This is a genomic window from Paraburkholderia humisilvae (assembly GCF_902859855.1).
GTDB classification, from domain to species: Bacteria; Pseudomonadota; Gammaproteobacteria; order Burkholderiales; family Burkholderiaceae; genus Paraburkholderia; species Paraburkholderia humisilvae.
Genome location: NZ_CADIKH010000014.1, coordinates 171569 through 196345, shown reverse-complemented (window position 1 = coordinate 196345; position 24777 = coordinate 171569). Strand labels below are relative to the sequence as shown.

The window sequence follows — 24777 nt, the reverse complement described above, 5'->3', positions numbered from 1 at the left end:
AAACCGGGGAGCGCCGCATGACGCCGCCCGCGATCCGCATCCTGCCGCCGGACGTTACGGCCGCGCAGTTCGAGCGCGCGCTTGCCGCGTGGCAGTCGATTGTCGGTAGCGAGCACGTGCTCGCCGGCGCGGCGCTTACGCCGTATCTTGATCCATTCGCGCCAGGGCCGGCCGGCGCCGCGTTCATCCCTTCGGCCGCGCTGCTGCCGTCATCGGTCGAGGAAATCCGGGCGGTGTTGCGGGTCGCGAACGAGTACCGCATTCCGCTGTGGACCGTATCGACTGGGCGCAACTACGCATATGGCGGCGCGGCGCCGCGCCTTGCGGGCTCGGTGGTGGTCGACCTGCAGCGGATGAACCGTGTGCTCGCAGTCGACGAGACGCTCGCGTATGCGCTCGTCGAGCCGGGCGTGAGCTATTTCGATCTGTATAACTATCTGCACGAACACGGCTACAAGCTGTGGGTCGATCCGCCAGCGGCGGGCTGGGGCAGCGTGATCGGCAACACGCTCGAGCGTGGCTTCGGCTACACCGCATACGGCGATCACGCGGCGACGCAGTGCGGGATGGAAGTGGTGCTGGCGAACGGCGACGTGGTGCGCACCGGCATGGGCGGTATCGAGATCGGCACGTCGTGGCAGGTCTACCGGCCGGGCTACGGTCCGTCGTTCGATCCGATGTTCATGCAATCGAACTACGGCGTCGTCACGAAGATGGGCCTGTGGCTGATGCCCGCGCCTCCCGCCTACCTGCTTGGCGAGATCCAGTTTCATGACGAGCGCGATCTCGAAGCGATCGTCGATATCCTGCGGCCGCTGCGGCTTGACGGCACCGTCACCAACCATGCGGTGATCGAGGGCGGTTTGCGCCGCGCGGCGGGTCTGTCGCCGCGCGCGCAGTGGTACGACGGCGACGGCGCGATGCCTGATAGTGCGATCGATGCGATGTTGAAGAAGCTTCAGGTGGGCCGTTGGAACCTCCACTACGCGTTGTATGGCACGCCTGAATTGATCGACGCGCGCAATGCGATCGTGCAGCGCGCTTTCGCGCGTGTGCCACATGCGTCGATGTTCGCGAAGACGTACGCGGGCGATGCACAGCCGAGCGGCGGTGGTGATCGCAATCTCGCGGGGATTCCCGCGATGACCGCATTCCGGATGCTCGACTGGCGCGGCGGCACCGGCGCGCATATCGATTTTTCGCCGATCTGCCCGGCAACCGGCCGCGACGCGTTGCGTCAGTACATGATGGTGAAAGGGCGGGCCGCATCGTACGGGTTCGATTACTACGGCGGCTTTACCGCCGGCGTGCGGCATCTGCATCATATTTTCGCGGCGATTTTCAATCGCGACGACGCGAAGCAGAGCGAACGCGCAGGCGACCTGCTGCGCGCGCTGATGAGCGACGTCCGCGCGGCCGGCTATGGCGAATACCGCTCGCATCTTTTGCATATGGACTATGCGGCCGCGCAGTACAGCTTCAACGACGGTGCGCTGCTGCGACTGTCCGAGACGGTGAAGGATGTGCTCGATCCGGTGGGCATCCTGTCGCCGGGCAAGCAGGGCATCTGGCCGCGCGCATGGCGCGACAAACGAGGCTATACATGATGACCGGTCAGTTCCAGACCGGCGTCCAGGCCCGTGCGAGGCAATAACGATGGACCGGCGTACGTTCATTGCGACAGGCACGTGGTATTCGACCGGCGCGTGGGCGTCGGTGTGGCTCGCGCCTGGCTATGGCGAGGCCGCTGGTATCGCGCCGGCCCGCATCACGCTCGCGTTCGGGCGCCCGATCGTGGCGCTTTTCGATGCGACGCTTGCGCAAGCCGACGTGTTCACCGGCTATGCGGCGAGGCGGCACATTCCGACATTCGATATCGGTGACGATATCGGCGCGCTCTGGCACATCGCACTTGCGCCGCGCGTTGCGCGGACACCGTCGGCGCTGATCGGCTTCACGCGTGCGTCGGACTATTTCGTGCTGACGCGGCTTGCGTTGCGCCCGGGCCGGCTGGTTGCGCCCGCAACCGAAGCAAGCCGGCCGCATGCAAACGCGGCGGTTTCATTCGTGATCTGCGCGTAACGGCAACGGCGGGCGCGCACCGCGGGTTCACTAAAACCGGTACGCGGGATTCTTCGGATCGAACGTTTCGTCGTCGAAGGTTTTCGGCGTGATGGTCTGGAAGACGATACGTTCGAAGATGCGGCCATCATTGTCGTACGACTCGATGGTACGAAAGTACGGATGCCGCAGATCGAGCCCGAGCGTCTCCTTTTTCGCGTAGAACGTCGGCATGCCGACGCTCGTTTCGTAGGTGAACGCGACGACGCGCACACCGTCGAGTGTCTTCACTTCAATGCGCGTCGGTCGTGTGACGCCCGCCTGCGCGTATTTCTCGCCTTCGGACAGAAACTGCTTCGCGATGTACTCGGTGCCGAGATCGCGCACCTCGTGGTTCGACTGGGTGCGGGCGAGTGCGCCGTTCAACGAAGCCCACACCGGCATGATGTTCAGGAAGCCGCCGAGATGGCCGTACATTTCATCGCTGCGACGGGTCTCGTCATAGATGATCTCCTGGCCGGCGTGTGCGCCGTCCGGCAGCCATTTCGCGTACAGCCGGATCGGGTCGCGCGTGACACGCACCAGCATGTGATCGGGTTTGTCTGGCCAGACGCCGCGAATGCGCTCCTGGCGAATCATCGTGAACTCGTATGACGGGTAGCCGCTCGGACCGTCCTTCACGTAGCGCGGCACCGTGAGCGGATCGAGCGACTGGAAGAGGGCGGTGAGTTCGGCGTCGTCGAGTTTTTCGAGCAGGCCGCTTTGCGCGGCCTGGCGCAGCCAGCGCACCTGATCGTCGGGCTTGAGCTTGCCGGCCTCGCGCGGTGGAACGGCCGGCGCGCCGGCCGTGCTGGCCGAACCCGCAGGCGCAGCGAGCGCGGCGGGCGCAGGCGCGGGCTCGGGCGCTGGGCCGGCTGCTGGCGTTTCACTTTCCTGCGCAAGCGCGACGGTCGCCGCGCTCAATGCCATCGCACACACGAGCAGACAAACCGTACACATGAATGGTGCACGGCGAGTCGAATTCGTCGATGGCGGGTGCGGCATGAGTGGACTCCCTCAGGAACGGGTGACGGCTAAGCTGGTGACGGCCGTTCGCGCCGCACATACTTTGCATCAGGCAGGTTTTTGCTTCGCGAGTTCCTGATCGCGCAATTCACGGCGCAGAATCTTGCCGACATTGGATTGCGGCAGGTGATCACGAAACTCGACGAGCTTTGGCACCTTGTAGCCAGTCAGATTCTTGCGACAGTGTTCGATCACCTGTGCCTCGGTCAATGCGGAGTGACGCGGCACGATGAACACCTTGACACGCTCGCCCTGCACCGGGTCCGGCACGCCGATCGCCGCGACTTCGCGTACGTCCGGGTGCATTGCGATCACGTCTTCGATTTCGTTCGGGTAAACATTGAAGCCCGACACAAGAATCATGTCCTTCTTGCGGTCGATCAGCCGAATATAGCCATACTCGTCCATCATGCCAATGTCACCGGTTGCAAGCCACCCCGCGTCGTCGAGCACTTTGGCCGTTTCGTCCGGACGATTCCAATAGCCTTTCATCACTTGCGGACCTTTCACGCATAACTCGCCCGCTTCACCTATACCAGCCCAACCGCCATCGTCCTTGCGAAAACGCACGAGTGTCGACGGCGCCGGCAACCCGATCGAGCCGTCGAAGTCGCGCCTCTGCTTCAGATTGACTGGATTCATCGTGACGATCGGCGAGCACTCGGTGAGCCCGTAGCCTTCGATGATCGGCACGCCGGTGACCGCCTTGAAGCGCTCGGCGACGGCCTTCTGCATCGCCATGCCGCCGGCCATTGCGAGCTTGAGCTTTGAGAAATCGCGCTTGCGGAATTCCTCGTTATCAAGAAACGCGTTGTATAGCGTGTTGACGGCGGTGATGCCCGTAAACGTTTCGTGACGGATGATCTTCATCACGCGTTTCATGTCGCGCGGGTTCGCGATCAGGATATTGCGGCCGCCAAGCAGCATATAGATCATCGCGTTCAAGGTTAGCGAGTAGATGTGATAAAGCGGCAACGGCGTGAGTACGGTTTCGATGTCGCCGGCCAGTTCGCTTTCCGACCACGCTTTCGCTTGCAGTACGTTGGCGATGATGTTGCGATGCGTGAGCATCGCACCTTTCGCGACGCCGGTCGTGCCGCCCGTGTACTGCAGAAACGCGACATCGGTCTGGTTCAGCGGCGCGGGTGTGGGTGGGCGGCGCGTGCCGGCCGCGAGTGCGTCGCGCAGGCGTATCGCCTGTGGAAGCCGGTAGGCGGGCACCATCTTTTTCACGTGTTTCATCATCGCGTTGATACAGCGGCCCTTCAAATTGAGACCGTTGGCGAGCAGGTCGCCGAGTGCCGTGACCACGACGTTCTGCACACGCGTGCCGGGCAGTGCACCTTCGACCGTCTTTGCGAAATTCTCGAACACGACGATTGTTTGCGCGCCGCTGTCCTTCAGTTGATGCGCAAGCTCGCGCACCGTATAGAGCGGATTCACGTTGACGACGACCGCACCCGCCTTGAGGCTGCCGAACAGCGCGACCGGGTACTGGAACGTGTTCGGCAACATGATTGCCACCCGCTCGCCCGGTTTGACGCCGACGCTTTGCAACCAGCTCGCGAATGCGTTTGCCTTGCGCGCGAGCTCGCCGTACGTGAGATCGGCGCCGACGCTCACATAAGCGACGCGCTCGCGATACTTTTGCGTGCACTCGTCGAAGAGCTGCACGATCGAGGCGTACTGCGTGACGTCGATCTCGTGCGGCACGCCGGGCGCGTAGGACGCGTACCAGATGCCGTCGGTATTGGGCGCCGGCTGCGGTGCCGCATGGGACACGCGTACGTCGGCGGCCGCGGGCGGTAGCGACGGGGTGGGGCGGTTCATTGTCGTCTCCTGGTTTTTTTGTGCTTGATCGGTTGTACAGACAGTATGGCAGCCGATTGCATGGGCTTTCGAGGATACGGACGACGGCGACGACCGGGCAAGAGACCGGCGTCGGTAAAGTCTTCTAATGGGCTTGGGGAGTGCGCGCCGGGCGCGGCGGACCGCGCCGCAACGAAAAAGGCCGTGCCGATCGGCACGGCCCTGAGGCAGTAGAAGCAGCGGTGTCCGGCGCCGCGTTGACTAGGTCGTCGCCGTGATCTGCTCGGCGGACTGCGTCATGTCGATGCCGCGCCGTTCGCGGCTGAACAGGATCAGCACCGCGATCACGACGGCCACGGTGCCGGCCACCACTGCCATGGCGAGCGCATAGTTGTTGTTGTTCGCGACCGCGAACGACGCTTGCAGTGTCGCGTTGACCGATGCGAGCAGGTTGCCCAACTGGTACACGAGGCCGGGGAAGGTCGCGCGAATCTCATCAGGCGAGATTTCGTTCAGATGCACTGGAATCACGCCCCATGCGCCTTGCACGGAAATCTGCATCAGAAACGCGCCGATCGCGAGCATCACCGCGGTCGTCGAAAACGCCCACAGCGGCAGCACCGGCAGCGCGATAAGCGCGGCGATGAAGATCGCGCGGCGGCGGCCGATTTTCTCCGAGATCGAGCCGAACAGCAGGCCGCCGACGATTGCGCCGATGTTCAGCGTGATCGTGATCAGTGACACGGTATGCGGATCGAAATGATGCTGTTCGCGCAGGAAGGTCGGATACAGATCCTGCGTGCCGTGCGAGAAGAAGTTGAACGCGGTCATCAGGATGATCGCGTAGATCGACAGCACCCAGTTGCGTTTGAGGGTGGCGAGCAGGCCGGGGCGTGGCTTCTTTTCCATCGCGACCCACGCCGGCGATTCGGGCACGTTCGAGCGCACGTACAGCACGAGCAGTGCCGGCACGACGCCGACGAAGAACATGCCGCGCCAGCCGATGTACGGGTACAGCACGCCGAACACGATCGACGCGAGCAGATAGCCGCTCGGATAGCCTGCCTGCAGCAGGCCGGACACGAGGCCGCGCGCCTTGGTCGGCACGGTTTCCATGGTCAGCGCGGAGCCGACGCCCCATTCGCCGCCCATGGCGATGCCGAATAGCGCGCGCAGCACGATCAGCGTCGCCAGGTTCGGTGAGAAGCCGGACAACAACTCGAGCAGCGAGTAGCACGCAATATTGATCATCAACGTCGGACGGCGACCGAACTTGTCGGCGAGCCGGCCGAAGATCAGCGCGCCGAGCGGGCGCATCGCGAGCGTCAGCGTAATCGCGACCGCGACCTCCGGGATTGTCGAATTAAATTCCGCAGCGATATCTTTCAGAATGAAGACCATTAAGAAGAAATCGAATGCGTCGAGTGTCCAGCCGAGATACGCGGCGATCGTGACGTTTCTTTGTTCGCGAGTCCAACTCATCGTCCTTGTTCTCCTCTTTCCGATTGTCTCTTTGCGTATTGTGCGTTGCGCATCCCGCGTTTCCCGTGGCGCGGCCGCCGGACGAGTGTACGCCGACGGTTAAGCGCCTGCATGTAATTGCGCATGATCCCGTGGTATTCCCTGGGGAGTGCCTGGGGAATTCCAGTTTGTGTTTTACAAGCGTAATAAACGAATTGTTTTGGAAAAAATATTGAAAGTATTGGGTAATTTCAGGGTACGTAACGGCATCTTGAGGCCATGCAAATTGGCCTGAGGAAAATGCATTGAAAAGGCGCGAGGCGGGAAGGCGCCGGAGAGGGCCGCTGTTTCGCTGACGTAAGGTTTTGGTATCCAAGAGAGACATTATTCTTTCCTTTTTTGTGATAAAGAGATAAAATAATGACACTATGGCCAAGAAAACTTCTCCCCTGCTGCCTTCCGCTGAATTGAGGCTTGAGCAATTCGGTGAGCGCCTGCGCCTCGCGCGCCTGCGACGCAGGCTTACCGCGAGGCAGGTCGCTGAGCGCGCAGGGATGACCGCCGTTACGCTGCGCAATCTGGAGCGGGGGGCGTCGGGCGTCACGATCGGGGCCTATCTCGCGGTCATGCAAGTCCTTGGTCTCGACAGTGACCTCGATCTGCTTGCGAAGGAGGACCGGGTCGGGCACGAACTGCGGGATGCGGCGTTATTGCCCTATAAGGCGGGAAGCGCGCGCTCCGCGCGACCATCGCGTCCGACACCCGGTGGAACGCTGCGCGAAACGGTGGCGCCCCGCAGCGATGCGCCTCCTCCGGCCGACGAAGACGCGGCCGACTGGGCCGCCGGCAGCGGCTTTGTTAGCGCCGACGAGCTGGCTTCGCTGCTTGCGCCCGACAAGCCGGCGAAACGAAGGAAGAAACCATGACCGATGCGCCGATCCGGGTCTATGCCGATTGGAGCGGCATGCGGGAGCCCGTGCTGCTGGGCTATCTGTCCGCGCATCGAACGGCGGCCCGCGAGATGTTCGATTTCGAGTTCGACCGGGCATTACTCGCGCGCCCTGCATTCGCGAACGTGAAGCTCGACCCGCGACTGAATCTGTTCGAAGGCCGGCAGTATCCGCCGCAGGGGCAGGAGACGTTTGGCGCGTTCGCTGATGCGAGCCCCGATCGCTGGGGGCGCCTTCTGATGCGCCGGCGTCTCGAGCGAGCGCAGCGCGCCGGGCTTGTTGACCGAGGCGCGCGTCTGTACGAGTCGGACTATCTGCTCGGCGTACACGACACGTATCGCGTCGGCGCGTTGCGCTTTCGCCGTGGCGATGGCGCCGCCTTCCTGGACGACCGGCATGACGTTGCCGCGCCGCCATTCGTGCAGTTGCGCGCACTCGAGGCAGCCAGCCTCGCGTTGGAGCGGGATGAGGACAATACCGCCGGCGCGGGTGATGAATGGCTGCGCATGCTGATCGCGCCCGGTGGTTCGCTTGGCGGTGCGCGGCCCAAAGCGAGTGTGATCGACCCGCGGGGGCACCTGTGGATTGCCAAATTCCCGAGCGTGCGGGATGACCACGACGTCGGCGCGTGGGAGATGGTTGTCCATACGCTCGCGAAGGCATGTGGTCTGAGCGTGCCGGATGCGCTCGTGCGCCGCTTCGGCAGTCCGCATCATACGTTTCTGGTCAAGCGGTTCGATCGAACGGATGCCGGACAGCGGCTGCATTTCGCGTCAGCGATGAATCTGACCGGCCATCAGGACGGTGACGATGCATCGACCGGCGCGAGCTACCTCGAAATCGCCCGCGTGTTGATGACGGATGGTGCGCGGACTGATCGCGACCTGCGGGAGTTGTGGTCACGAATCGTTTTTAATCTGCTGGTTTCGAATACGGACGATCATCTGCGCAACCACGGTTTTTTGTTGATGCCCGACAAGGGCTGGGCGCTGTCGCCTGCGTTCGATATGAATCCGACTGCTGATGCGCATGGGTTGAAGCTCAACATCAGCGAGGCCGACAACGCGATGGATCTCGAGCTTGCGTTTGCCGTGGCGCCGTATTTTCGTGTGCCGGTTGCGACGGCGCAGGAGATCGTCGAGCGGCAGAGGCGAATTGTGTCCCAGTGGGGCACGATAGCGCAGTCGCTGGGCGTCGCCGCGCGACAGCAGGAGCGTATGTCGGGGGCGTTTCGGCTTGCTTGAAATGAAAAAGGCCGGCATACGCCGACCTTTTTGAATCGTGGTGCCCAGGAGAGGACTCGGTCACACGGGCGCGACCCCGGCGGCGCTTGCAAGCGCCGCCTTTCGAGTCCCCCCGCAAAGCGCGCAGGCGCTTTGCTTCCTGGGCGCAGAAATGAAAAAGGCCGGCATACGCCGACCTTTTTGAATCGTGGTGCCCAGGAGAGGACTCGAACCTCCACGGTGTTGCCACCGCTAGGACCTGAACCTAGTGCGTCTACCAATTCCGCCACCTGGGCACGTCTCAAACTAGACCGCTATTGTAGCGGGATGATGCAGTGTGTCAACTTTGATAATTGAAGCGAGCCGCTAAAACAGCAACCGAAAATGAAAAAGGCCGGCATACGCCGACCTTTTTGAATCAGTGGTGCCCAAGAGAGGACTCGGTCACACGGGCGCGACCCCGGCGGCGCTTGCAAGCGCCGCCTTTCGAGTCCCCGCGCAAAGCGCGCAGGCGCTTTGCTTCCTGGGCGTAGAAATGAAAAAGGCCGGCATACGCCGACCTTTTTGAATCAGTGGTGCCCAAGAGAGGACTCGAACCTCCACGGAGTTACCCGCTAGTACCTGAAACTAGTGCGTCTACCAATTCCGCCACCTGGGCAGGTGCCTGATTTGCCGCTACTCGCCGCCTCTTGCCATTTCGGCCTGTTCAGCTTGCGTGGAACAGCAAAGACCGCAATTATAGCGAGCTATCCGCCGCTGTCAAGCGTTGAACGGAACCCGTCCACGCCACGCCGAATGCGCTTCCGAAGGCCGCGCATGCAGCCTCAACGCGGTTCGCATTAAGAGACGGATGATAGAATGGCCCGCAGCAGTACGTTGACAGAGCGAGCCAGGCGCCGCCTACCAGGCCAAAGCGGTCCAACGTGGTCCAAAGCGCCCGGCACCGCCGCATTTCATCCGCCGACGTCCACGCACCGAGAAAAATCATCGATAAGCCCTTGAGCAAATATCCCTATCCGATTCCGAGTCGCGAAGAAATCCTCGGCGTGCTGCGCACGAGTGAAGCACCGCTTGCCGCGAACGACATCGCCGAGGCGCTTTCGATCAAGCGCCAGGAGCGCGAAGGCTTCTTCAAGCGTCTGGCCGCGATGGAACGCGATGGCCAGATCCGGCTCGATCCGCGTGGACACTACCAGTTGACGCATCCGTCGAACTTCGTCGCCGGCCGCGTGCAGGGCCATCGCGACGGGTACGGCTTTCTCGTGCGCGACGACGGCCAGGACGACCTGTTTCTGCCGAACGGCGAAATGCAGAAGGTCATGCACAACGACCGCGTGCTTGCGCGCATCGTCGGTTACGACCGGCGCGGGCGGCCGGAAGGGCATATCGTCGAAGTCACGGATCGCGCGAACAAACGCGTGATCGGTCGCCTGCTCAACGAGAACGGCGCGCTGATCGTCGCGCCCGAGGACAAGCGCATCGGCCACGATATTCTGATCACGCAGAACACGAAGAAGGCGAAGGTCGGTCAGGTCGTCGTGGTCGAGCTGACCGATTTTCCGAGCCGGCATTCGCAACCGCTCGGACGCGTCGTCGAAGTGCTCGGCGATATCGACGATCCAGGCATGGAAATCGAAATCGCGGTGCGCAAGTACGGCGTGCCGCACGAGTTCAGCGACGCCGCGCTCGAAGCCGCCGCGAAACTGCCCGATGAAGTCCGGCCCGCGGACATGCGCCACCGTATCGATCTGCGCGACGTGCCGCTCGTCACGATCGACGGCGAAGACGCGCGCGACTTCGACGACGCCGTGTATTGCGAGCCGGTGAAGGTCGGCCGCGGCGACGGTTTTCGCCTGATCGTCGCGATCGCCGACGTGTCGCATTATGTGCTGCCCGGCAGCGGGCTCGACGTCGACGCGCTCGAGCGCAGCACGTCCGTGTATTTCCCGCGCCGCGTGATCCCGATGCTGCCGGAGAAGCTGTCGAACGGACTGTGCTCGCTGAATCCGGCCGTCGATCGTTGCGTGCTGGTTTGCGACCTGGTGATTACCGCGCGCGGCGAGATCAAGGCCTACCAGTTCTATCCGGGCGTGATGCATTCGTCCGCGCGTCTGACGTACACCGAAGTCGCCGCGGTGCTCGCGAATACGAAGGGTCCGGAGGCCGCGCGCCGCGCATCGTTGCTGCCGCATCTGCAGAATCTGTATGGCGTATACAAGGCGCTGTTCGCCGCGCGCCAGAAGCGCGGCGCAATCGACTTCGACACGACGGAAACGTACATCGTTTGCAACGCGCAGGGCAAGATCGAGCAGATCGTGCCGCGCCACCGCAACGACGCGCACAAACTGATCGAAGAATGCATGCTGGCCGCGAACGTCTGCGCGGCGGACTTCATGAAACGCAACAAGCACGCCGGGCTCTACCGCGTGCACGCGGGGCCGACCGCCGAACGGCTCGAAAACCTGCGTACGTTCCTGCGCGGCATGGGCCTCACGCTGACCGGCGGGGAAACGCCGCACGCCAGCGACTACGCCGCGCTCATGGCGCATATCCGCGACCGGCCCGACGCGCAGATGCTGCAAACGATGCTGCTGCGCTCGATGCAGCAGGCCGTTTACAGCCCGGACAACATCGGTCACTTTGGTTTGGCCTACGAGGCGTACGCGCACTTCACGAGCCCGATTCGCCGCTATCCGGATCTGCTCACGCACCGCGCGATCTACGCGATCCTGCAGGGTCGCAAGTACCAGCCGGAGACGCCCGATCAGGTCGTGCTGAACACCGCGCTGTCGCCGCGCGCTCGCGCGATGCAGGCCGACGACGAAAAACGCAGCGGCCGCCGCCGCGAGAACACGGCGATCTGGGAAGAACTCGGGCTGCATTGCTCGTCCAACGAGCGGCGCGCCGACGAAGCATCGCGCGACGTCGAAGCATGGCTCAAGTGCTATTTCATGCGCGACAAACTGGGCGAAGAATATGGCGGGATGGTGAGCGGGGTGACGTCGTTCGGCATCTTCGTGCAACTCGACGCACTGTTTATCGAAGGGCTCGTGCATGTGACGGAGCTCGGTTCCGACTATTTCCAGTACGACGAAATTCGAAACGAACTGCGCGGTGAGCGCACGGGTATCCGCTACCGGTTGTCGGACCGCGTGCGCGTGCAGGTGAGCCGCGTCGACCTCGACGCGCGCAAGATCGATTTTCGCCTCGTGCGCGACACGCCGATCAAGCCATCGTCAATCCGCGGCGCTGCGCTCGACAAATCCGGCGGCGAACGTGGCGATGGCGGCCCGCGCGTGCGTGCGCTGGCGGTCGCCGAAAGCGGGCACCGCAAGCAGGCCGCACCGGCGGCGAGCCCTGCGGTGAAGGAAGCGCGGGCGGCGCGCAGCGCGGCGAAAAAGCGCGCGGCGTCGCGATCGGCGTCGGCGAAGTCCGCCAAGGGGCAGCCGAGAAAGAAGCGCTGACGCACACGGTCGCGCGACGCGCGCTCGCATGTGGCGTATGGCGCGCGTCGGCGGCTTCGGCCGGTTGAGACTGTTTCGGGCCGCTACGTGCGCGCGCAGTGTCCCCACGCATCGTTTGTCATTGTCGATGTCGTGCCGTTCAGGCGCGTCATCAAAGGTCGTTCAGTTATGTCACGTCTCAAGGTTCTATACGGGTTTCATGCGGTGACCGCGCGTTTGCGGCACGATGCGTCGACGATCGAGGACATCTATTACGATCAGTCGCGGCGCGATCGCCGCATGAACGAATTCCTGCATGTCGCGAAGGAGGCGGGCGTGCGCGTGATCGCCGCCGACGAAACGCGGCTGTGGGGGCTGGCCCACACCGAGCGCCATCAGGGCGTGGTTGCGCGTGCAACCGACTTGCCGCTCGCGCAAAATCTCGCGGAACTGCTCGATGGCCTGAACGGGCCGGCGCTGCTGCTGGTGCTGGACGGTGTGACCGATCCGCACAACCTCGGCGCATGCCTACGCGTAGCCGACGCCGCGGGCGCGCACGCGGTGATCGCGCCGCGCGACCGTGCGGTCGGACTCAACGCGACGGCGGCAAAGGTCGCGAGCGGCGCGGCGGACACGGTGCCGTATATCACGGTCACGAATCTCGCCCGCGCGCTACGTGAACTGAAGGATGCGGGCGTATGGGTGGTCGGCACGGCTGGCGATGCGCCGACGAGCCTCTATCAAGCCAAACTCGATGGGCCCGTTGCACTTGTGGTGGGCGCGGAAGGCGAGGGCATGCGCCGTCTCACGCGCGATACGTGCGATGAGGTGATGCATATTCCGATGGCGGGGAGCGTCGAGAGCCTGAATGTATCGGTGGCGAGCGGGGTTTGTCTGTTTGAGGCGGTCAGGCAGAGGGGCGCGGCGCGCGCATAAGCCACGGCCGGTATTTTTCCGGCGCTTCAGGAACAGGCACCCCGCCATGACCTTCGCCCGTCCCCACCCGCTCACCACTCCGCTGAGCCGCGCGTTCATCGCATTCGCCGCCGTGCTGCTCGCCGCTTGCACGACCACGACGATCGACCGCGGCACCTACTACGCGGACACGAGCCATCGCGCGCAATACGCGGACACCCGCATCCGTTTCCTCGTGATGCACTACACCGAAATCGACGAAGCGCAGTCGCTGAACGTGCTGACCACCGAGCAGGTGAGCGCGCACTACCTGGTGCCGGCGCAACCGCGGGTCAAAAACGGCGAGCCGGTGGTCTGGCAGTTGGTGCCGGAGTCGCAGCGCGCGTGGCATGCGGGCGTCAGCGAATGGCAAGGGACGACCGAGTTGAATGCCGCGTCGATCGGCATCGAAAACGTGAATCTCGGCCCGATCGACACGCCGCAAGGCCGCACATGGCAACCGTATCCGCCCGCGCAGGTCGACGCGTTGATTCGTCTGTCGAAGGACATTGTCAGCCGCTACGGCATTCCGCCGACGCGCGTGGTCGGCCACAGCGATATCGCGCCGCAACGCAAAACCGACCCAGGGCCGCTCTTTCCGTGGAAGCAGCTCTACGACGCCGGCGTCGGCGCATGGCCTGACGCGGCGACCGTCACTGCGGACCTCGCTGGCCGCGCGCCGGAAGCACCAGCGGACGTGCGCGGCCTGCAGCAGAAACTCGCACGCTACGGCTATGACGTCGCGACCGACGGCGTATTCGACGAGAAAACACGGCACGTATTCGCGGCGTTCCAGATGCATTTCCGGCCGCGCGACTATTCAGGCAATCCGGACGCGCAAACCGACGCGATCGCACAGGCGCTGCTCGACAAGTACATGTCTGAGACCCCCGTCGAGACGAAACCGGCGCCCTGACAGGCGCGCTCGAGCGGTGCGTGCCGCGGCGCCACACGCGTGTTGTCCAGTTGCGGTGGGAGTCCGGTAAACTAACGGTTTCCCCGCGTGCCAGCATTTCAATTCTCATGACTCAAGACGAACTCAAGCAACGGGTCGGCCAGGCGGCCGCCGACTATGTGAATGCCCACGTGCCGGAAGGCACGGTGATCGGCGTCGGCACCGGCTCGACCGCGAACTGCTTTATCGACGCGCTCGCCGCCCACAAAGGCCGTTATCGCGGCGCGGTATCGAGTTCGGTTGCGAGCACCGCGCGTCTGCAGGCGCACGGCATTCGGGTGTACGACCTGAACGAGATCGACGCGCTGCCGGTGTACGTCGACGGCGCCGACGAAATCGATCGCAGCGGCGCGATGATCAAAGGCGGCGGCGGCGCGCTGACGCGCGAGAAAATCGTTGCGTCGGTGTCGGACGTATTCGTCTGTATTGCGGACGCGAGCAAACGCGTCGACGTGCTCGGCAAGTTCCCGCTGCCGATTGAAGTGGTGCCGATGGCGCGTACCGCGATCGGCCGTCGAGTCACCGCGCTTGGCGGTGTGCCGGTCGTGCGCGTGGCGAAAGACGGCGCACCGTTCATTACGGACAACGGCAACGAGATTATCGATGTCAAAGGTCTGCAGATCAGCGATCCGCTGGCGTTCGAGCGTCAGATCAACGCGTGGCCCGGCGTCGTGACCGTTGGACTTTTTGCAGGCCGCGGCGCGAATATCTGTCTGCTCGGCACGGACACCGGAGTCGAGCGGATCGATTACCCGAAGCGTTAGTCCGGTTACGATCGCAGTTCCGACCCCAGTCGACAGTCGGGTCTCATCGATCGGTTCTCCCGTACGCCGTGCGCAGCTGCTCGCTGTGCACGGCGTTTTCCTTTCCAGGCAGGCGTGCGCGTGATGTCGCAGTCGCTACGTGCGATGCCGAACAGAGCCGCGTTTTGTGCACGGCAATAATGCGCTGGCGCATCGTGATCAGGCAGTTCGAACCGACGCAAACCACGGCTCGCTCGCCGATTCAGTCGCAAAGCACGTCGCGCGCAATGCAATGCCCTTCGCAGTAACGCAGTACCGGCAACCCCTGCCGGGTCAGCAAGCAAGTCGCTTCGTCGCGAAGCCGATCCTGCTGGTTCAATTGCAATCTCTACGTTCTTCCAGTCGAGCTGTCATCGCTTCGGCCACGTTTCGTACGCTCGTTACGACGCGTGTGAAATCGTGCTGTAAATCGGCCGCAAGCTCGTCGGTCGGCAAGCATCTTATGTGCGCTTGACCACACTGTGCGGAGTACGTTGATGACCGCACACAAAACGACTGATAGCAATGGCAGGCGGCGGGACGCGTGCGGTATAAATGAACCGCCGATTGGATCGGAAGTTCGTCTGTACGATGCGCGGGCCCGCAAGCTGCGATGTCCGACTGGGAACGAGCGCAACGAAGTGACGTCACCGGGCTGCCGTCGCACCGGGTCTAAGGTTCGATGACGGGTCAACGTTCAGACTATTTCGGATAACAAACTATCTGAAAGGAAATCGGCGCCATGGATTTCAACGATCTTATTCGAATCGGCACAAGTGCAAGCGGCCACGTGGGGATATCAAAATGACGCACGCGGGGATGGAACAGTCGGGGGCTGGCGGACTTGCTTCGGGCGATCGCGCGTCTCGCGCGTCATGCGTCGTGGGCATTGTGCTGTCGGAGGGCTTCTCATTGCTGGGCGCCGGCATCGTTGCCGAAGCGTTCCAGCTTGCCAACGAGTTGAGTGCGTCCGCGCGAGGCGATAGTGTGCGCTACAGCGTGCGGCTGCTGTCGTTGCATGGCGGCAGTGTCACGTGTTCGTCGTCCGTGCAGGTGTGGACCGATGAACTCGATGCGCGCGCGCAGCACGCATTCGACGCACTGTTCATTTCAGGCGGCGGCGCCGACGCGGCGCGCGCCGGGCGGATGTCAGGCGCGGTTGCGAGCTCGCCAGACGGAAAATCCGCGCCCGCGTGCGTCACCACGGCACGCACGACGCTAGTCTTCGATCTGCCGGCCGCACAGGCCGACGACCGCTTCGAAGCCGTCAAAAGCGCGCTTACGCTCGTCGTACGCGATCACGGCATCGATGTCGCGAGAGAGATCGCCGAGCGGCTGATGCCCGGCTCGAGCGCCAAGCTGATGCCGCTGCTCGGCAGCGTCGGCACGACGGTTGTCGATAAGGTGCGCCGCTGTGCGCAATGGCTGCGCGAAAACTGCGATCGACCCATCTCGGTGTCCGACGCGGCACAGGAGGCCGCGATGAGCGAGCGCAATTTCCTGCGCCGCTTCCGGCTCGAAATGGGCAGCACCCCGTCCGAATATCTGCTGCAGGCGCGTCTCGATATGACCTGCCGGCTGCTCGCAGGCACCGAATTGCCCGTCGACAAGATCGCGCGCCGCAGCGGCATGGGCAACGGCGACCATCTCGCGAAGATCTTCCGCAAGCGCTGGTCGATTTCGCCGACCGAATACCGCTTGCGCGTGCGCCGCGAACGCGACGCACTGACCGCCGTCGCCGTGCCCGCCGCGATGTCCGAAATCGAAACGCGCGACTTCGTGTTCTAGGCATCGGGCGCGCGAACCACGGATCAAGCGCACAAACCAGATGCATCGCAACGCGCGCTGGCGCACCGTTTTTCGATTTTGCTAAAGGGAAACTGAAAGTTAACCGGACGCATGGGGTCCTTCGCCGCCGGATCGGCGAAACGTCTACATATTTAGGAATCTGAAATGTTGGCTAGCGAACAGACCGAAGTGATTTCCGGCACGCTCGATGAACGATCGCGTGCCTGTGTCCCGGATGCGATGCCGGCTGCGCAAGGTCTTGCACTCGCGCCGGTCGTGCTGGCCGGTGGCTCGGGCACGCGCCTGTGGCCGATGTCGCGGGCGAACTGCCCGAAGCAGCTGCTCGACATCGTCGGCCCGGACTCGTTGCTGCAGACGACGGTGCGCCGGATGGCGAGCTTTCCCGCAGCGCGCAAGGTGGTCGGCGCGCCGATCATTATGTGCGGCGAAGAGCACGGTTTTGTCGCGGTCGAGCAGTTGCATGCAAACGGTGTCGACGCGCGGCTGGTGGTCGAGCCGGCCCGCCGCGACACGGCGCCGGCGCTGACGCTCGCGGCTGTCGTCGCATCCGCGCACGGCGAGGACGTGATCCTCGTCGTGATGCCGGCCGATCACTCGATCGCCGACGTCGACGCGTTCCAGCGCGCGATTCTCGCGGCCGCGTGTCACGCGGAGGGCGGCGCGATCGTGACGCTCGGCGTGCCGCCAACGCGCCCGGATACCGGGTTTGGCTATATCAAGGTCGGCGCTGCGCTGCAGGACGGCGCGCGCCATATCGAATGCTTTGTCGAAAAGCCGGCACATGAGCTTGCCGCGCAATACGTCGCGAGCGGCCAGTACTGGTGGAACAGCGGCATTTTTGTCGTGCGCGCATCGATCTGGCTCGAGGCGGTCAAGCGCTTGCAGCCGACGATGCACGACGCGTGCGTCGCGGCATTCGCCAACAGCCGGAAAGACGGCGCATTCCTGCGTCCCGGCGCCGCCCAGTTCGAACAGAGCCCGTCCGATTCAATCGACTACGCGGTGATGGAGCAATTGGGCACCGGCAGCCTGCCGTGCCAGGGCGTGGTCGTGCCGCTCGAAGCGGGCTGGTCCGATCTGGGTTCGTGGGACGCCGTATGGGATGCACACGAAAAGGACGCCGACGGCAACGTCGCGCGCGGCCGCGTGATGTTTGAAGGCGCGACGGCAAGCTACGCGCACTCCGAAGGACGTCTCGTCGCGTGCGTCGGCACGACCAACGTGGTGGTGGTCGAGACCGCGGATGCGGTGCTGGTGGCGGACCGCTCGCGCGTGCAGGACGTCAAGGGGCTGGTTGCGCGAATCAAGGCCGAACAGGCGCCCGAAGCCGATCAGCACCGCAAGGTGCGCCGCCCATGGGGCTTCTACGATTCGATCGACCGCGGCGAGCGCTTCCAGGTGAAGCGCATCGTCGTGCAGCCAGGCGCGCGCCTGTCGCTGCAACTCCATCACCACCGCGCCGAGCACTGGATCGTCGTGCGCGGCACCGCGCGAGTCTGGCGCGGCGAAGAGCAGTTCCTGCTCGGCGAAAACGAGTCGACCTACATCCCGCTCGGCGTGCGCCATCGCCTCGAGAACCCCGGCAAGTTGCCGCTCGAAGTGATCGAAGTGCAGTCCGGTGCCTACCTGGGCGAGGACGACATCGTGCGTTTCGAAGACAACTACGGAAGGGGATGACGTGTTGACTGCGCGCCGGAAAACGCAACGCTTACCGCCGTCCGCGACGCCGCACCGCGTCGCGGACGCGGCGGCAGGCGTCGCGCCGGCGCCGTCGGGCGTCGTTGAAGGGAGCGCGGTCGCGATGTCCGGCGACGGATGGCGTTTCGCGCGAGAGACGGCAAAGGTGTGGAGTAACGACATGGCTGGACTATTCCATCGGGCGATCGATGTCGCATTGATTGTGCTGGGCGCCTTCGGCGCCTTGCATCTGAACGTGACGGCGGCCGGCGCTCACTATGAACTTGATTCGCTGCTCGTCGCGTTCGTCGCCGCGCTCGCGCTGTCGGTATTTCCGGCGTGCGGCACCTATCCAACCAAAGCGCAGATCAAACGCTCGGTCGTCAGCTCGGCGACCCGCACCGCGATTGCATGGCTCGTCGTGCAGATGTGCGGTCTCGCACTGCTGTATCTGATCCAGCGCAAGAGTGTGCTGTCCGTGCCGTGGTTCCTCTACTGGACGTTGACGAGCGGGATTCTGTTGCTCGTCGCACATACGCTGACGGTCGTTGCATTCAATATCGCGAGCCAGCTGCGGCAGCGCATGGTCGGGGCGGACGGCATGCCGGTGCAGCGCGTGCATGTGTCGCTCGGTCCCACCGCGGCAAGTCAGGCGATCAAGCGCGGCTTCGACGTGGTGGTCGGCATTGCGTTGCTGATCGCGCTGTCGCCGGTGCTTGCGGTGATTGCGCTGGCGGTCAGGCGCGATGGGGGACCCATCGTATTCGGGCACGTGCGCGTGGGACTCAACGGTCGCAGGTTCCGATGTCTGAAGTTTCGCTCGATGGTCGTGAACGCCGATCAGGTGCTCAAACATCTGCTTGAAACCGATCCGCAGGCGCGCGCCGAATGGGAACGCGAGTTCAAGTTGAAGCATGACGTGCGCGTCACGGCGATTGGGCGTTTCCTGCGGCGCACGAGTCTCGACGAACTGCCGCAGTTGTGGAATGTCGTGCGCGGCGATATGAGCCTTGTCGGACCGCGTCCGGTGATCGATCAGGAACTCGAACGTTACGGTGCGGACGTCGACTACTACCTGATGACCAAGCCCGGCATAACCGGCCTATGGCAGGTCAGCGGCCGCAGCGATACGGACTACGAGACACGTGTCTCGCTCGACGTTGCGTACGTAAAGAACTGGTCGCTGGCACGCGACATCACGATTCTGTTCAAGACGTTCAAGGTGGTGGTGTACGGCAGCGGCGCGTATTAGATCGCGTTGTGGCCGCATCGGGGCCGCGGTGTTGCAGCGTGTGGTGCGCCGCGCGCTGCCTGAAATGGATCAGGCGCGCAGCAGCGTTAGCGATTCCAGGGCGAAGGCGGCGCGACCTGAGGGGTGATCGGCGAAGCGTAGATCTGGCTGTTGCCCCTCGATGTGTCGCCGCTCCAGCCGCCATACGCGTACGGGTTGGGCATCGACGTATCCGTTTGCGTGGCAGGGCGGTAATGGAACGTTTGCAGCGACGGGTGTGGTGCATGAGCGGGCGCTGCGTTGCCGCTGTTAGCCCGGGTGTTTTGCGCGAGGCCTGCCACCTGGCCCGACGTGGCGGTAGCGGTGGAGGTAGAAGGCAACGGGTTCGAGTACGTCGGCTGGACTTGCGTCGGCGCAATCGGAGCCGGACCGGTGTAAGTAGGGTGAATGTGGGTTACCGCACCCGTGGCGACGTTTCGATTTGGCGTCGCGCCGGTTTGTCGTGCAGTCTCGGTAGTTGTAAGTGCTTGACGGGGGGATACCAGTTGAGCTGCGGCGTGAATCGAAAACGCAGCAAGCGGTATCAGCGAAAGCGTACGGAACAGTTCTTTGCTCATTGCGATGCCTGAACGGGTAAGTGAGCTGGATCTGCAAACAGATGGGTAGAACCATGTTACACAGCGAGTCCAGTTTTGCAAGCCCGGTAAAAGCCGCTCAGTGTGGCGAATCGCTTGCAGACACAACCAGTTCCGCGGTCGCAGCGCACGGCCGGCGCGGCGCCATCGTGAAGTCGCTGCGCCGCCATCTGGCGCTCGTCACGGGTGCTGCGATCGTCACCGTGCTGACGGGTTGCGCGATGGCGCCGGGAATGAGTTACAGCAGCCGCGTCAGCGGCGCGGGCACCATCCAGTCCGACCCGCTCGCGAGCACACGGCCGGGTGCGCCGAAGGCGGACGGGATGGACGCGCTGCCGCCCAATTCGCTGGTCGAGATCAACGGCGAGCTGATTTCGAAGCAGGAAGCGGAGCGGCCGAAAGGCATCCCGACCGGCGTGACCGCGCTCTTCGCGAAGCCGGCGCCGTACGCGCTGGGCCCCGGCGACATCCTGTCGATCATCGTCTGGGACCACCCGGAACTGAACATGCCCGAAGCCACGGGGTCGGGCGGACAGGACGCGACCGGCTCGAACTCGGTGGTCTCTGGCTACACGATCGATAGCGGCGGCAAGGTCCAGTACGCGTACATCGGGCCGGTGAAGCTCGCGGGGCTGACCGAAATGGAAGCGCGCGATCTGATGACCACGAAGCTCAGCAAATATATTAGGAATCCACAGGTCACGTTGCGCATCACAGCCTACCGCAGCAAACGCGTCTATGTGGATGGTGAAGTGCGCAACCCGGGCCTGCAGACGCTGAACGACATGACGATGACGCTGCCCGAGGCGATCAACCGGGCCGGCGGTTTCACGACGAACGGAGACCGTTCGCAGATCGCGGTCACGCGCAGCGACGAGACGGTGGTCGTGAATATTCCTGACCTGATCGCAAAGGGGACCAACCCGAACAACATCGTGCTGCGCGACGGCGATCTGGTACGCGTCTTCTCGTCGAACGACAGCAAGATATCGGTGCTCGGCGAAGTCGAGCATCCAGGCAGTTTCGTGCTGAACAACGGCCGTATGTCACTGAGTCAGGCGCTCGGCGATGCGGGCGGGGTCAACCAGAGTTCGGGCGACGCATCGCAGATCTTCGTCGTGCGCAATCGCGAATCAGGGCAGCCGACTGTGTTCCATCTGGACGCATCGTCTCCGACCGCGATGGCGACCGCTGACAGCTTCGACCTGAAGCCGGACGACGTGGTGTTCGTCGACGCCTCGGCGCTCGTCAGATGGGCTCGTGTCATTGGTTTGATCCTGCCGAGCACGCAAGCGGCGGCGACATCCAGGGCACTTGGCTATTGATGGATAACACCTGACAAAACTGATCGACGCAGCGGTAATGCATGCAGTAGGCCGATACCGGCATGCCTTGAGCGCACGCATACCGAGGTGGAGAGAAAACATGACCCAGCGCGACCTGCAATTTCAATCGATCGACGCCGACTCGCCGCAAGGCTCGCACGTCGGCAACTTTGTCGATCTGCTGTACCACAATCGCGGCCTGATCGCGGCGGTGACCTCGTGCTTTGCGCTAGTCGGCGTGTCGTACGCGATGCTGGCGGAGCCCGTTTATCAATCGGACATGCTGGTGCAGGTCGAGGAAAACCAGAACTCGGCGCGCAATGTGCTGAGTGACGTGTCGTCGATGTTCGCGGTGCACACGGCGGCGTCGGCGGAGATCGAGGTGTTGCGTTCGCGGATGGTCATTTCGCGCGCCGTCGATCGCACGAAGCTGTTTATCGCCGCACAGCCGCACTATTTCCCGGTGGTCGGTAAATGGATCGCGCGGCATCTGCCGGGCCTCGTGCGCTCCGGACTCGGCGGTTACGCATGGGGTGACGACCGCATCGACGTATCGACCTTCGATGTACCAGGTAGTCTGAACGGTGCACCGTTCGTGCTGAAACTAGAAAACGGCGGTGCGTACACGCTGTCGTCGAAGGAACTGCATCTGCAGGGGCGCGTCGGCGAGCTTTTGCACGCGGAAACGCCTGCCGGTCCGATCGACCTGATGGTCGACGAGGCGGTGGGCGAACCGGGGTCGACCTTCGACGTGGCGCGCCATTCGCGGCTCTCGACGATCGAATCACTGCAGAAGTCGTTGCTGATCACCGAAAAGGGCAAGCAGTCGGACGTGATCGGTGTCGCGCTCGAAAGCAGCGATCCGCGGCGCGCCGCCGAAGTTCTGAATGCGGTCGGCGCCGAATATGTGAAGCAGAACATGGAACGGACCGAGGAAGAGGCGGAGAAATCCATTCGTTTCCTCGAACAGCAACTGCCGGATCTGAAGGTCCAGCTCGAAGCGGCCGAAAGCAAGTTCAATGCATTCCGATCCGAGCATGGCACCGTGGATCTGAACGCGGAAGCCACGGCGCTGTTGCAGCGCTCGGTCGAAGCGCAAGGCCGCATCGCCGACCTCAAGCAGCAGCGCGAACAACTGCTGGCGCGCTTTACATCAGAGCACCCGGCGGTGGTGGCGATCGACTCGCAGCTTGGCGCGGCCAGCGAGGAACTCGATCACATCGCAGCCACGACCAAGGCGCTGCCGCCACTCGAGCAAAACCTGCTACGCCTGCAGCGCGACGTGCAGGTCGACACCGATCTCTACACGAACCTGCTGAACACGCAGGAGCAGTTGCGACTGCTGAAGGCCGGCAAGGTCGGCAATGTGCGCCTCGTTGATAGCGCGATCGTGCCGGAAAGCCCGATCCGGCCCAAGCGTGCGTTCGCGGTGGCGGGCGCGGTGCTGACCGGATTGTTCCTGAGCATCGCGCTGGTGCTGGTGAAACGCAAGCTGATCGACGGTATCGGCGCAGTCGAGGAGATCGAGTACGGCACGGGCATGATGGTTTATGCGTCGGTGCCGCGCAGCAAGCTGCAGGAGCAGATCACGCGCAGCCTGCCCACCAACACGGGCACCAATCTCGTGCTCGCCCGTGCATCGGCCGGCGATGCGGCGATCGAAAGCCTGCGCAGCTTCCGCAGCGCACTCGAGTTCGCGCTGCTCGATGCGCCGAACAAGATCGTGCTGCTTGCGGGCGCGACGCCGGTCGTCGGCAAATCGTTCGTGTCGGTGAACCTCGCGACGCTGATCGGCTCGTCGGGCCAGCGCGTGCTGCTGATCGACGCGGATCTGCGCCGCGGATCGCTGCATCACTACCTGGGCGCGACGTGCACGCCGGGCGTGACCGAGATGATCGTCGGCGGCCTGAGCTTTGAGCAGGTCGTGCGCCGCGAGATCCTGCCGGGCGTCGACTTTGTCGCGAGCGGCGGCTACGTGCCGAACCCGACCGAAATCCTGATGCACCGCAAATTCATCGCGTTTGCACAACGCGTCGAGCAGGAATACGACGTGGTGCTGATCGATGCGCCGCCGATTTTACCGGTAGCCGATTCCGGAATCGTCGCGAAGCTGGCCGGCAACGTGTTCGTGATCGCGCGCCAGGGTGTGACGAATCTCGCGGAACTGCGCGAATCCGCACGGCGCTTCGCGCAGATCGGCGTGCCGATTCGCGGTGTGATCTTCAACGATATGACGTCGCGTCCGAGCCGCTATGGCAAGGAATACGGCGCGTACGGGTACTCGAGTTACGGCAGCGATGCGCCGGAAGCGGCGAAGGAATAAACGCGATGAAGGATATGACGATCATCATCTGCAGCTACAACTACGAGCGCTTTATTCGCGAGACGATCGATTCGGCACTCAGACAGGAGCCTGACAGGACGCATGTCGTTGTGATCGACGACGGTTCGACCGACGGCTCGCGCGCGATCATCGAAAGCTATGGCGACCAGCTCACCGCGGTTTTCAAGGAGAACGAAGGGCAGGCGTCCGCGTACAACCAGGGGCTCGAACTTGTCGATACCGAATATCTGATCTATCTCGATTCGGATGACGTACTGTACGACGGCGCGGTCAGGCAGGTGCTCGATGCGTTCGAGCGCGGCGGCTATGCAAAGGTGCAGTTCACGCTTGATGTGATCGCGCAGGACGGCACGCCCACCGGCGCGCGGGTGCCCAACTCGCAGCCGCCCGCGGACTGCCGCAAGCTGCTCGAAAGCGGCTGGCTCTATCCATCGCCGCCAGCGTCGGGCAACGCTTATCGCGTGAGCGCGCTGAAAAAGATCCTGCCGATTCCCCTCGCGGGCGGCCGCCGCATTGCCGCGGATTTCTTCGCGATTTACGGCATCGCGATGGTCGGGCCGATTCATTCGATTGACACGCCGTTGGGCGGTTACCGCGTGCATCGTTCGTTCGTCGTCGATGAGGACGGCGGCGCGCCGAAGATCAGCTTGTCGATCGCCAATTGCCAGGACTTCAACGAGGTGATCGAGGGCTTTCCGGTGCGCTGGAATGCACTGCGTGAACTGGTCGCGCAGCGCCTGGGCGAAACGCTGCCCGCGCACGGCAACGACTTTTCGTACGAGAAGGCGCGCCTGTGCTCGCAAGTGTATGACGCGCCAATCTCCCGACGCTGGCGCTGGTTCGCATTTGAGTCCGGTCGCTATTTCCATGCGGTGCTCGGCAATCCGTTCTGGAGCACCGGCAAAAAGCTCGGTGCGCTCGCGCTGACCGCACTGTGTCTGGTGCCTTCGCGGCGGATCAGCGACTACGCGATCCGCTATATCGCGAACCCGCTCGCAAGGCAGGCGCATCCGGCGCACTAGCGCTAGCGGCCACGAAGGCGCGCGCAGGGCG

Annotated in this window: 17 protein-coding genes and 2 tRNA genes; 14 read left to right on the top strand and 5 right to left on the bottom strand. The window is 63.5% G+C overall.

Features of this window, described 5'->3' with window-relative positions; all coding sequences use genetic code 11:
- Window positions 1-17: 17 nt before the first annotated feature.
- Both HV796_RS17100 and HV796_RS17095 read left to right on the top strand, forming a co-directional pair.
- Window positions 18-1607, top strand: coding sequence for an FAD-binding oxidoreductase (locus HV796_RS17100; RefSeq protein ID WP_175227684.1), 1590 nt, complete (start codon window positions 18-20; stop codon window positions 1605-1607).
- 49 nt (window positions 1608-1656) lie between these two features.
- Entirely contained in the window at window positions 1657-2082 is a 426-nt protein-coding gene (locus HV796_RS17095) for a hypothetical protein (RefSeq protein ID WP_175227683.1), read from the top strand.
- A gap of 30 nt (window positions 2083-2112) precedes the next feature.
- On the opposite strand, the gene HV796_RS17090 is transcribed toward HV796_RS17095, so the two are convergent.
- The 3 genes from HV796_RS17090 to HV796_RS17080 form a co-directional block, all read right to left on the bottom strand.
- Window positions 2113-3105 (bottom strand): DUF1571 domain-containing protein, encoded by a 993-nt coding sequence (locus HV796_RS17090; protein WP_246355901.1) that lies wholly within the window; start codon window positions 3103-3105, stop codon window positions 2113-2115.
- Between the two features lie 69 nt (window positions 3106-3174).
- Complete coding sequence (locus tag HV796_RS17085; RefSeq protein ID WP_175227682.1) at window positions 3175-4956, bottom strand: AMP-binding protein; 1782 nt, start codon at window positions 4954-4956, stop codon at window positions 3175-3177.
- 240 nt (window positions 4957-5196) lie between these two features.
- Window positions 5197-6417: an MFS transporter gene (locus HV796_RS17080; protein ID WP_175227681.1), complete on the bottom strand. Its 1221-nt coding sequence runs from the start codon at window positions 6415-6417 to the stop codon at window positions 5197-5199.
- A gap of 407 nt (window positions 6418-6824) precedes the next feature.
- On the opposite strand from HV796_RS17080, the gene HV796_RS17075 reads away from it, so the two are divergent.
- Together HV796_RS17075 and HV796_RS17070 are read left to right on the top strand one after the other, a co-directional pair.
- The gene (locus HV796_RS17075) at window positions 6825-7322 is read left to right on the top strand and encodes a helix-turn-helix domain-containing protein (protein ID WP_175227680.1); all 498 of its coding nucleotides are present in this window, start codon (window positions 6825-6827) and stop codon (window positions 7320-7322) included.
- Window positions 7319-8590, top strand: coding sequence for a type II toxin-antitoxin system HipA family toxin (locus tag HV796_RS17070; protein WP_175227679.1), 1272 nt, complete (start codon window positions 7319-7321; stop codon window positions 8588-8590). Before HV796_RS17075 ends, HV796_RS17070 begins: the two co-directional genes overlap by 4 nt.
- Window positions 8591-8778: 188 nt before the next feature.
- Here the strand turns inward: HV796_RS17070 and HV796_RS17065 are convergent.
- Window positions 8779-8865 (bottom strand) — tRNA-Leu (locus HV796_RS17065).
- A gap of 277 nt (window positions 8866-9142) precedes the next feature.
- Window positions 9143-9227, bottom strand: a tRNA-Leu gene (locus HV796_RS17060).
- 340 nt (window positions 9228-9567) lie between these two features.
- Between HV796_RS17060 and rnr the strand changes: the two genes are divergently transcribed.
- From rnr to HV796_RS17005, 10 genes are all read left to right on the top strand, one after another.
- Complete coding sequence (rnr, locus tag HV796_RS17055) at window positions 9568-12033, top strand: ribonuclease R (RefSeq protein WP_175227678.1); 2466 nt, start codon at window positions 9568-9570, stop codon at window positions 12031-12033.
- A gap of 168 nt (window positions 12034-12201) precedes the next feature.
- Window positions 12202-12948, top strand: coding sequence for a 23S rRNA (guanosine(2251)-2'-O)-methyltransferase RlmB (gene rlmB / locus HV796_RS17050; RefSeq protein WP_175227677.1), 747 nt, complete (start codon window positions 12202-12204; stop codon window positions 12946-12948).
- Between the two features lie 46 nt (window positions 12949-12994).
- Complete coding sequence (locus tag HV796_RS17045) at window positions 12995-13882, top strand: N-acetylmuramoyl-L-alanine amidase (RefSeq protein WP_175227676.1); 888 nt, start codon at window positions 12995-12997, stop codon at window positions 13880-13882.
- A 107-nt stretch (window positions 13883-13989) separates the two neighbouring features.
- Window positions 13990-14685 (top strand): ribose-5-phosphate isomerase RpiA, encoded by a 696-nt coding sequence (gene rpiA, locus HV796_RS17040; RefSeq protein ID WP_175227675.1) that lies wholly within the window; start codon window positions 13990-13992, stop codon window positions 14683-14685.
- An 822-nt stretch (window positions 14686-15507) separates the two neighbouring features.
- Window positions 15508-16491 (top strand): helix-turn-helix domain-containing protein, encoded by a 984-nt coding sequence (locus HV796_RS17035; protein ID WP_175227674.1) that lies wholly within the window; start codon window positions 15508-15510, stop codon window positions 16489-16491.
- A gap of 240 nt (window positions 16492-16731) precedes the next feature.
- A complete protein-coding gene (locus HV796_RS17030) occupies window positions 16732-18189 on the top strand; it encodes a mannose-1-phosphate guanylyltransferase/mannose-6-phosphate isomerase (protein ID WP_175227694.1) in 1458 nt (485 codons plus the stop codon).
- A gap of 181 nt (window positions 18190-18370) precedes the next feature.
- Window positions 18371-19441: a sugar transferase gene (locus tag HV796_RS17025; RefSeq protein WP_175227693.1), complete on the top strand. Its 1071-nt coding sequence runs from the start codon at window positions 18371-18373 to the stop codon at window positions 19439-19441.
- A gap of 763 nt (window positions 19442-20204) precedes the next feature.
- Window positions 20205-21380, top strand: a complete 1176-nt coding sequence (locus tag HV796_RS17015) for a polysaccharide biosynthesis/export family protein (RefSeq protein ID WP_377693574.1) — start codon at window positions 20205-20207, stop codon at window positions 21378-21380.
- Window positions 21381-21480: 100 nt separating this feature from the next.
- Window positions 21481-23703, top strand: a complete 2223-nt coding sequence (locus HV796_RS17010) for a polysaccharide biosynthesis tyrosine autokinase (RefSeq protein WP_175227671.1) — start codon at window positions 21481-21483, stop codon at window positions 23701-23703.
- 5 nt (window positions 23704-23708) lie between these two features.
- Entirely contained in the window at window positions 23709-24746 is a 1038-nt protein-coding gene (locus HV796_RS17005; RefSeq protein ID WP_175227670.1) for a glycosyltransferase family 2 protein, read from the top strand.
- Window positions 24747-24777 lie beyond the last annotated feature (31 nt).

Bases quoted from the DNA above. Each gene is read 5' to 3' on its own strand.
- HV796_RS17010 (WP_175227671.1), top strand. From the start codon at position 21,481: ATGACCCAGCGCGACCTGCAATTTCAATCGATCGACGCCGACTCGCCG.
- HV796_RS17100 (WP_175227684.1), top strand. From the start codon at position 18: ATGACGCCGCCCGCGATCCGCATCCTGCCGCCGGACGTTACGGCCGCG.
- HV796_RS17095 (WP_175227683.1), top strand. From the start codon at position 1,657: ATGGACCGGCGTACGTTCATTGCGACAGGCACGTGGTATTCGACCGGC.
- HV796_RS17090 (WP_246355901.1), bottom strand. From the start codon at position 3,105: ATGCCGCACCCGCCATCGACGAATTCGACTCGCCGTGCACCATTCATG.
- HV796_RS17045 (WP_175227676.1), top strand. From the start codon at position 12,995: ATGACCTTCGCCCGTCCCCACCCGCTCACCACTCCGCTGAGCCGCGCG.
- HV796_RS17035 (WP_175227674.1), top strand. From the start codon at position 15,508: ATGACGCACGCGGGGATGGAACAGTCGGGGGCTGGCGGACTTGCTTCG.
- HV796_RS17080 (WP_175227681.1), bottom strand. From the start codon at position 6,417: ATGAGTTGGACTCGCGAACAAAGAAACGTCACGATCGCCGCGTATCTC.
- rlmB (WP_175227677.1), top strand. From the start codon at position 12,202: ATGTCACGTCTCAAGGTTCTATACGGGTTTCATGCGGTGACCGCGCGT.
- HV796_RS17085 (WP_175227682.1), bottom strand. From the start codon at position 4,956: ATGAACCGCCCCACCCCGTCGCTACCGCCCGCGGCCGCCGACGTACGC.
- HV796_RS17005 (WP_175227670.1), top strand. From the start codon at position 23,709: ATGAAGGATATGACGATCATCATCTGCAGCTACAACTACGAGCGCTTT.
- HV796_RS17070 (WP_175227679.1), top strand. From the start codon at position 7,319: ATGACCGATGCGCCGATCCGGGTCTATGCCGATTGGAGCGGCATGCGG.
- HV796_RS17075 (WP_175227680.1), top strand. From the start codon at position 6,825: ATGGCCAAGAAAACTTCTCCCCTGCTGCCTTCCGCTGAATTGAGGCTT.
- HV796_RS17025 (WP_175227693.1), top strand. From the start codon at position 18,371: ATGGCTGGACTATTCCATCGGGCGATCGATGTCGCATTGATTGTGCTG.
- rpiA (WP_175227675.1), top strand. From the start codon at position 13,990: ATGACTCAAGACGAACTCAAGCAACGGGTCGGCCAGGCGGCCGCCGAC.
- HV796_RS17030 (WP_175227694.1), top strand. From the start codon at position 16,732: ATGCCGGCTGCGCAAGGTCTTGCACTCGCGCCGGTCGTGCTGGCCGGT.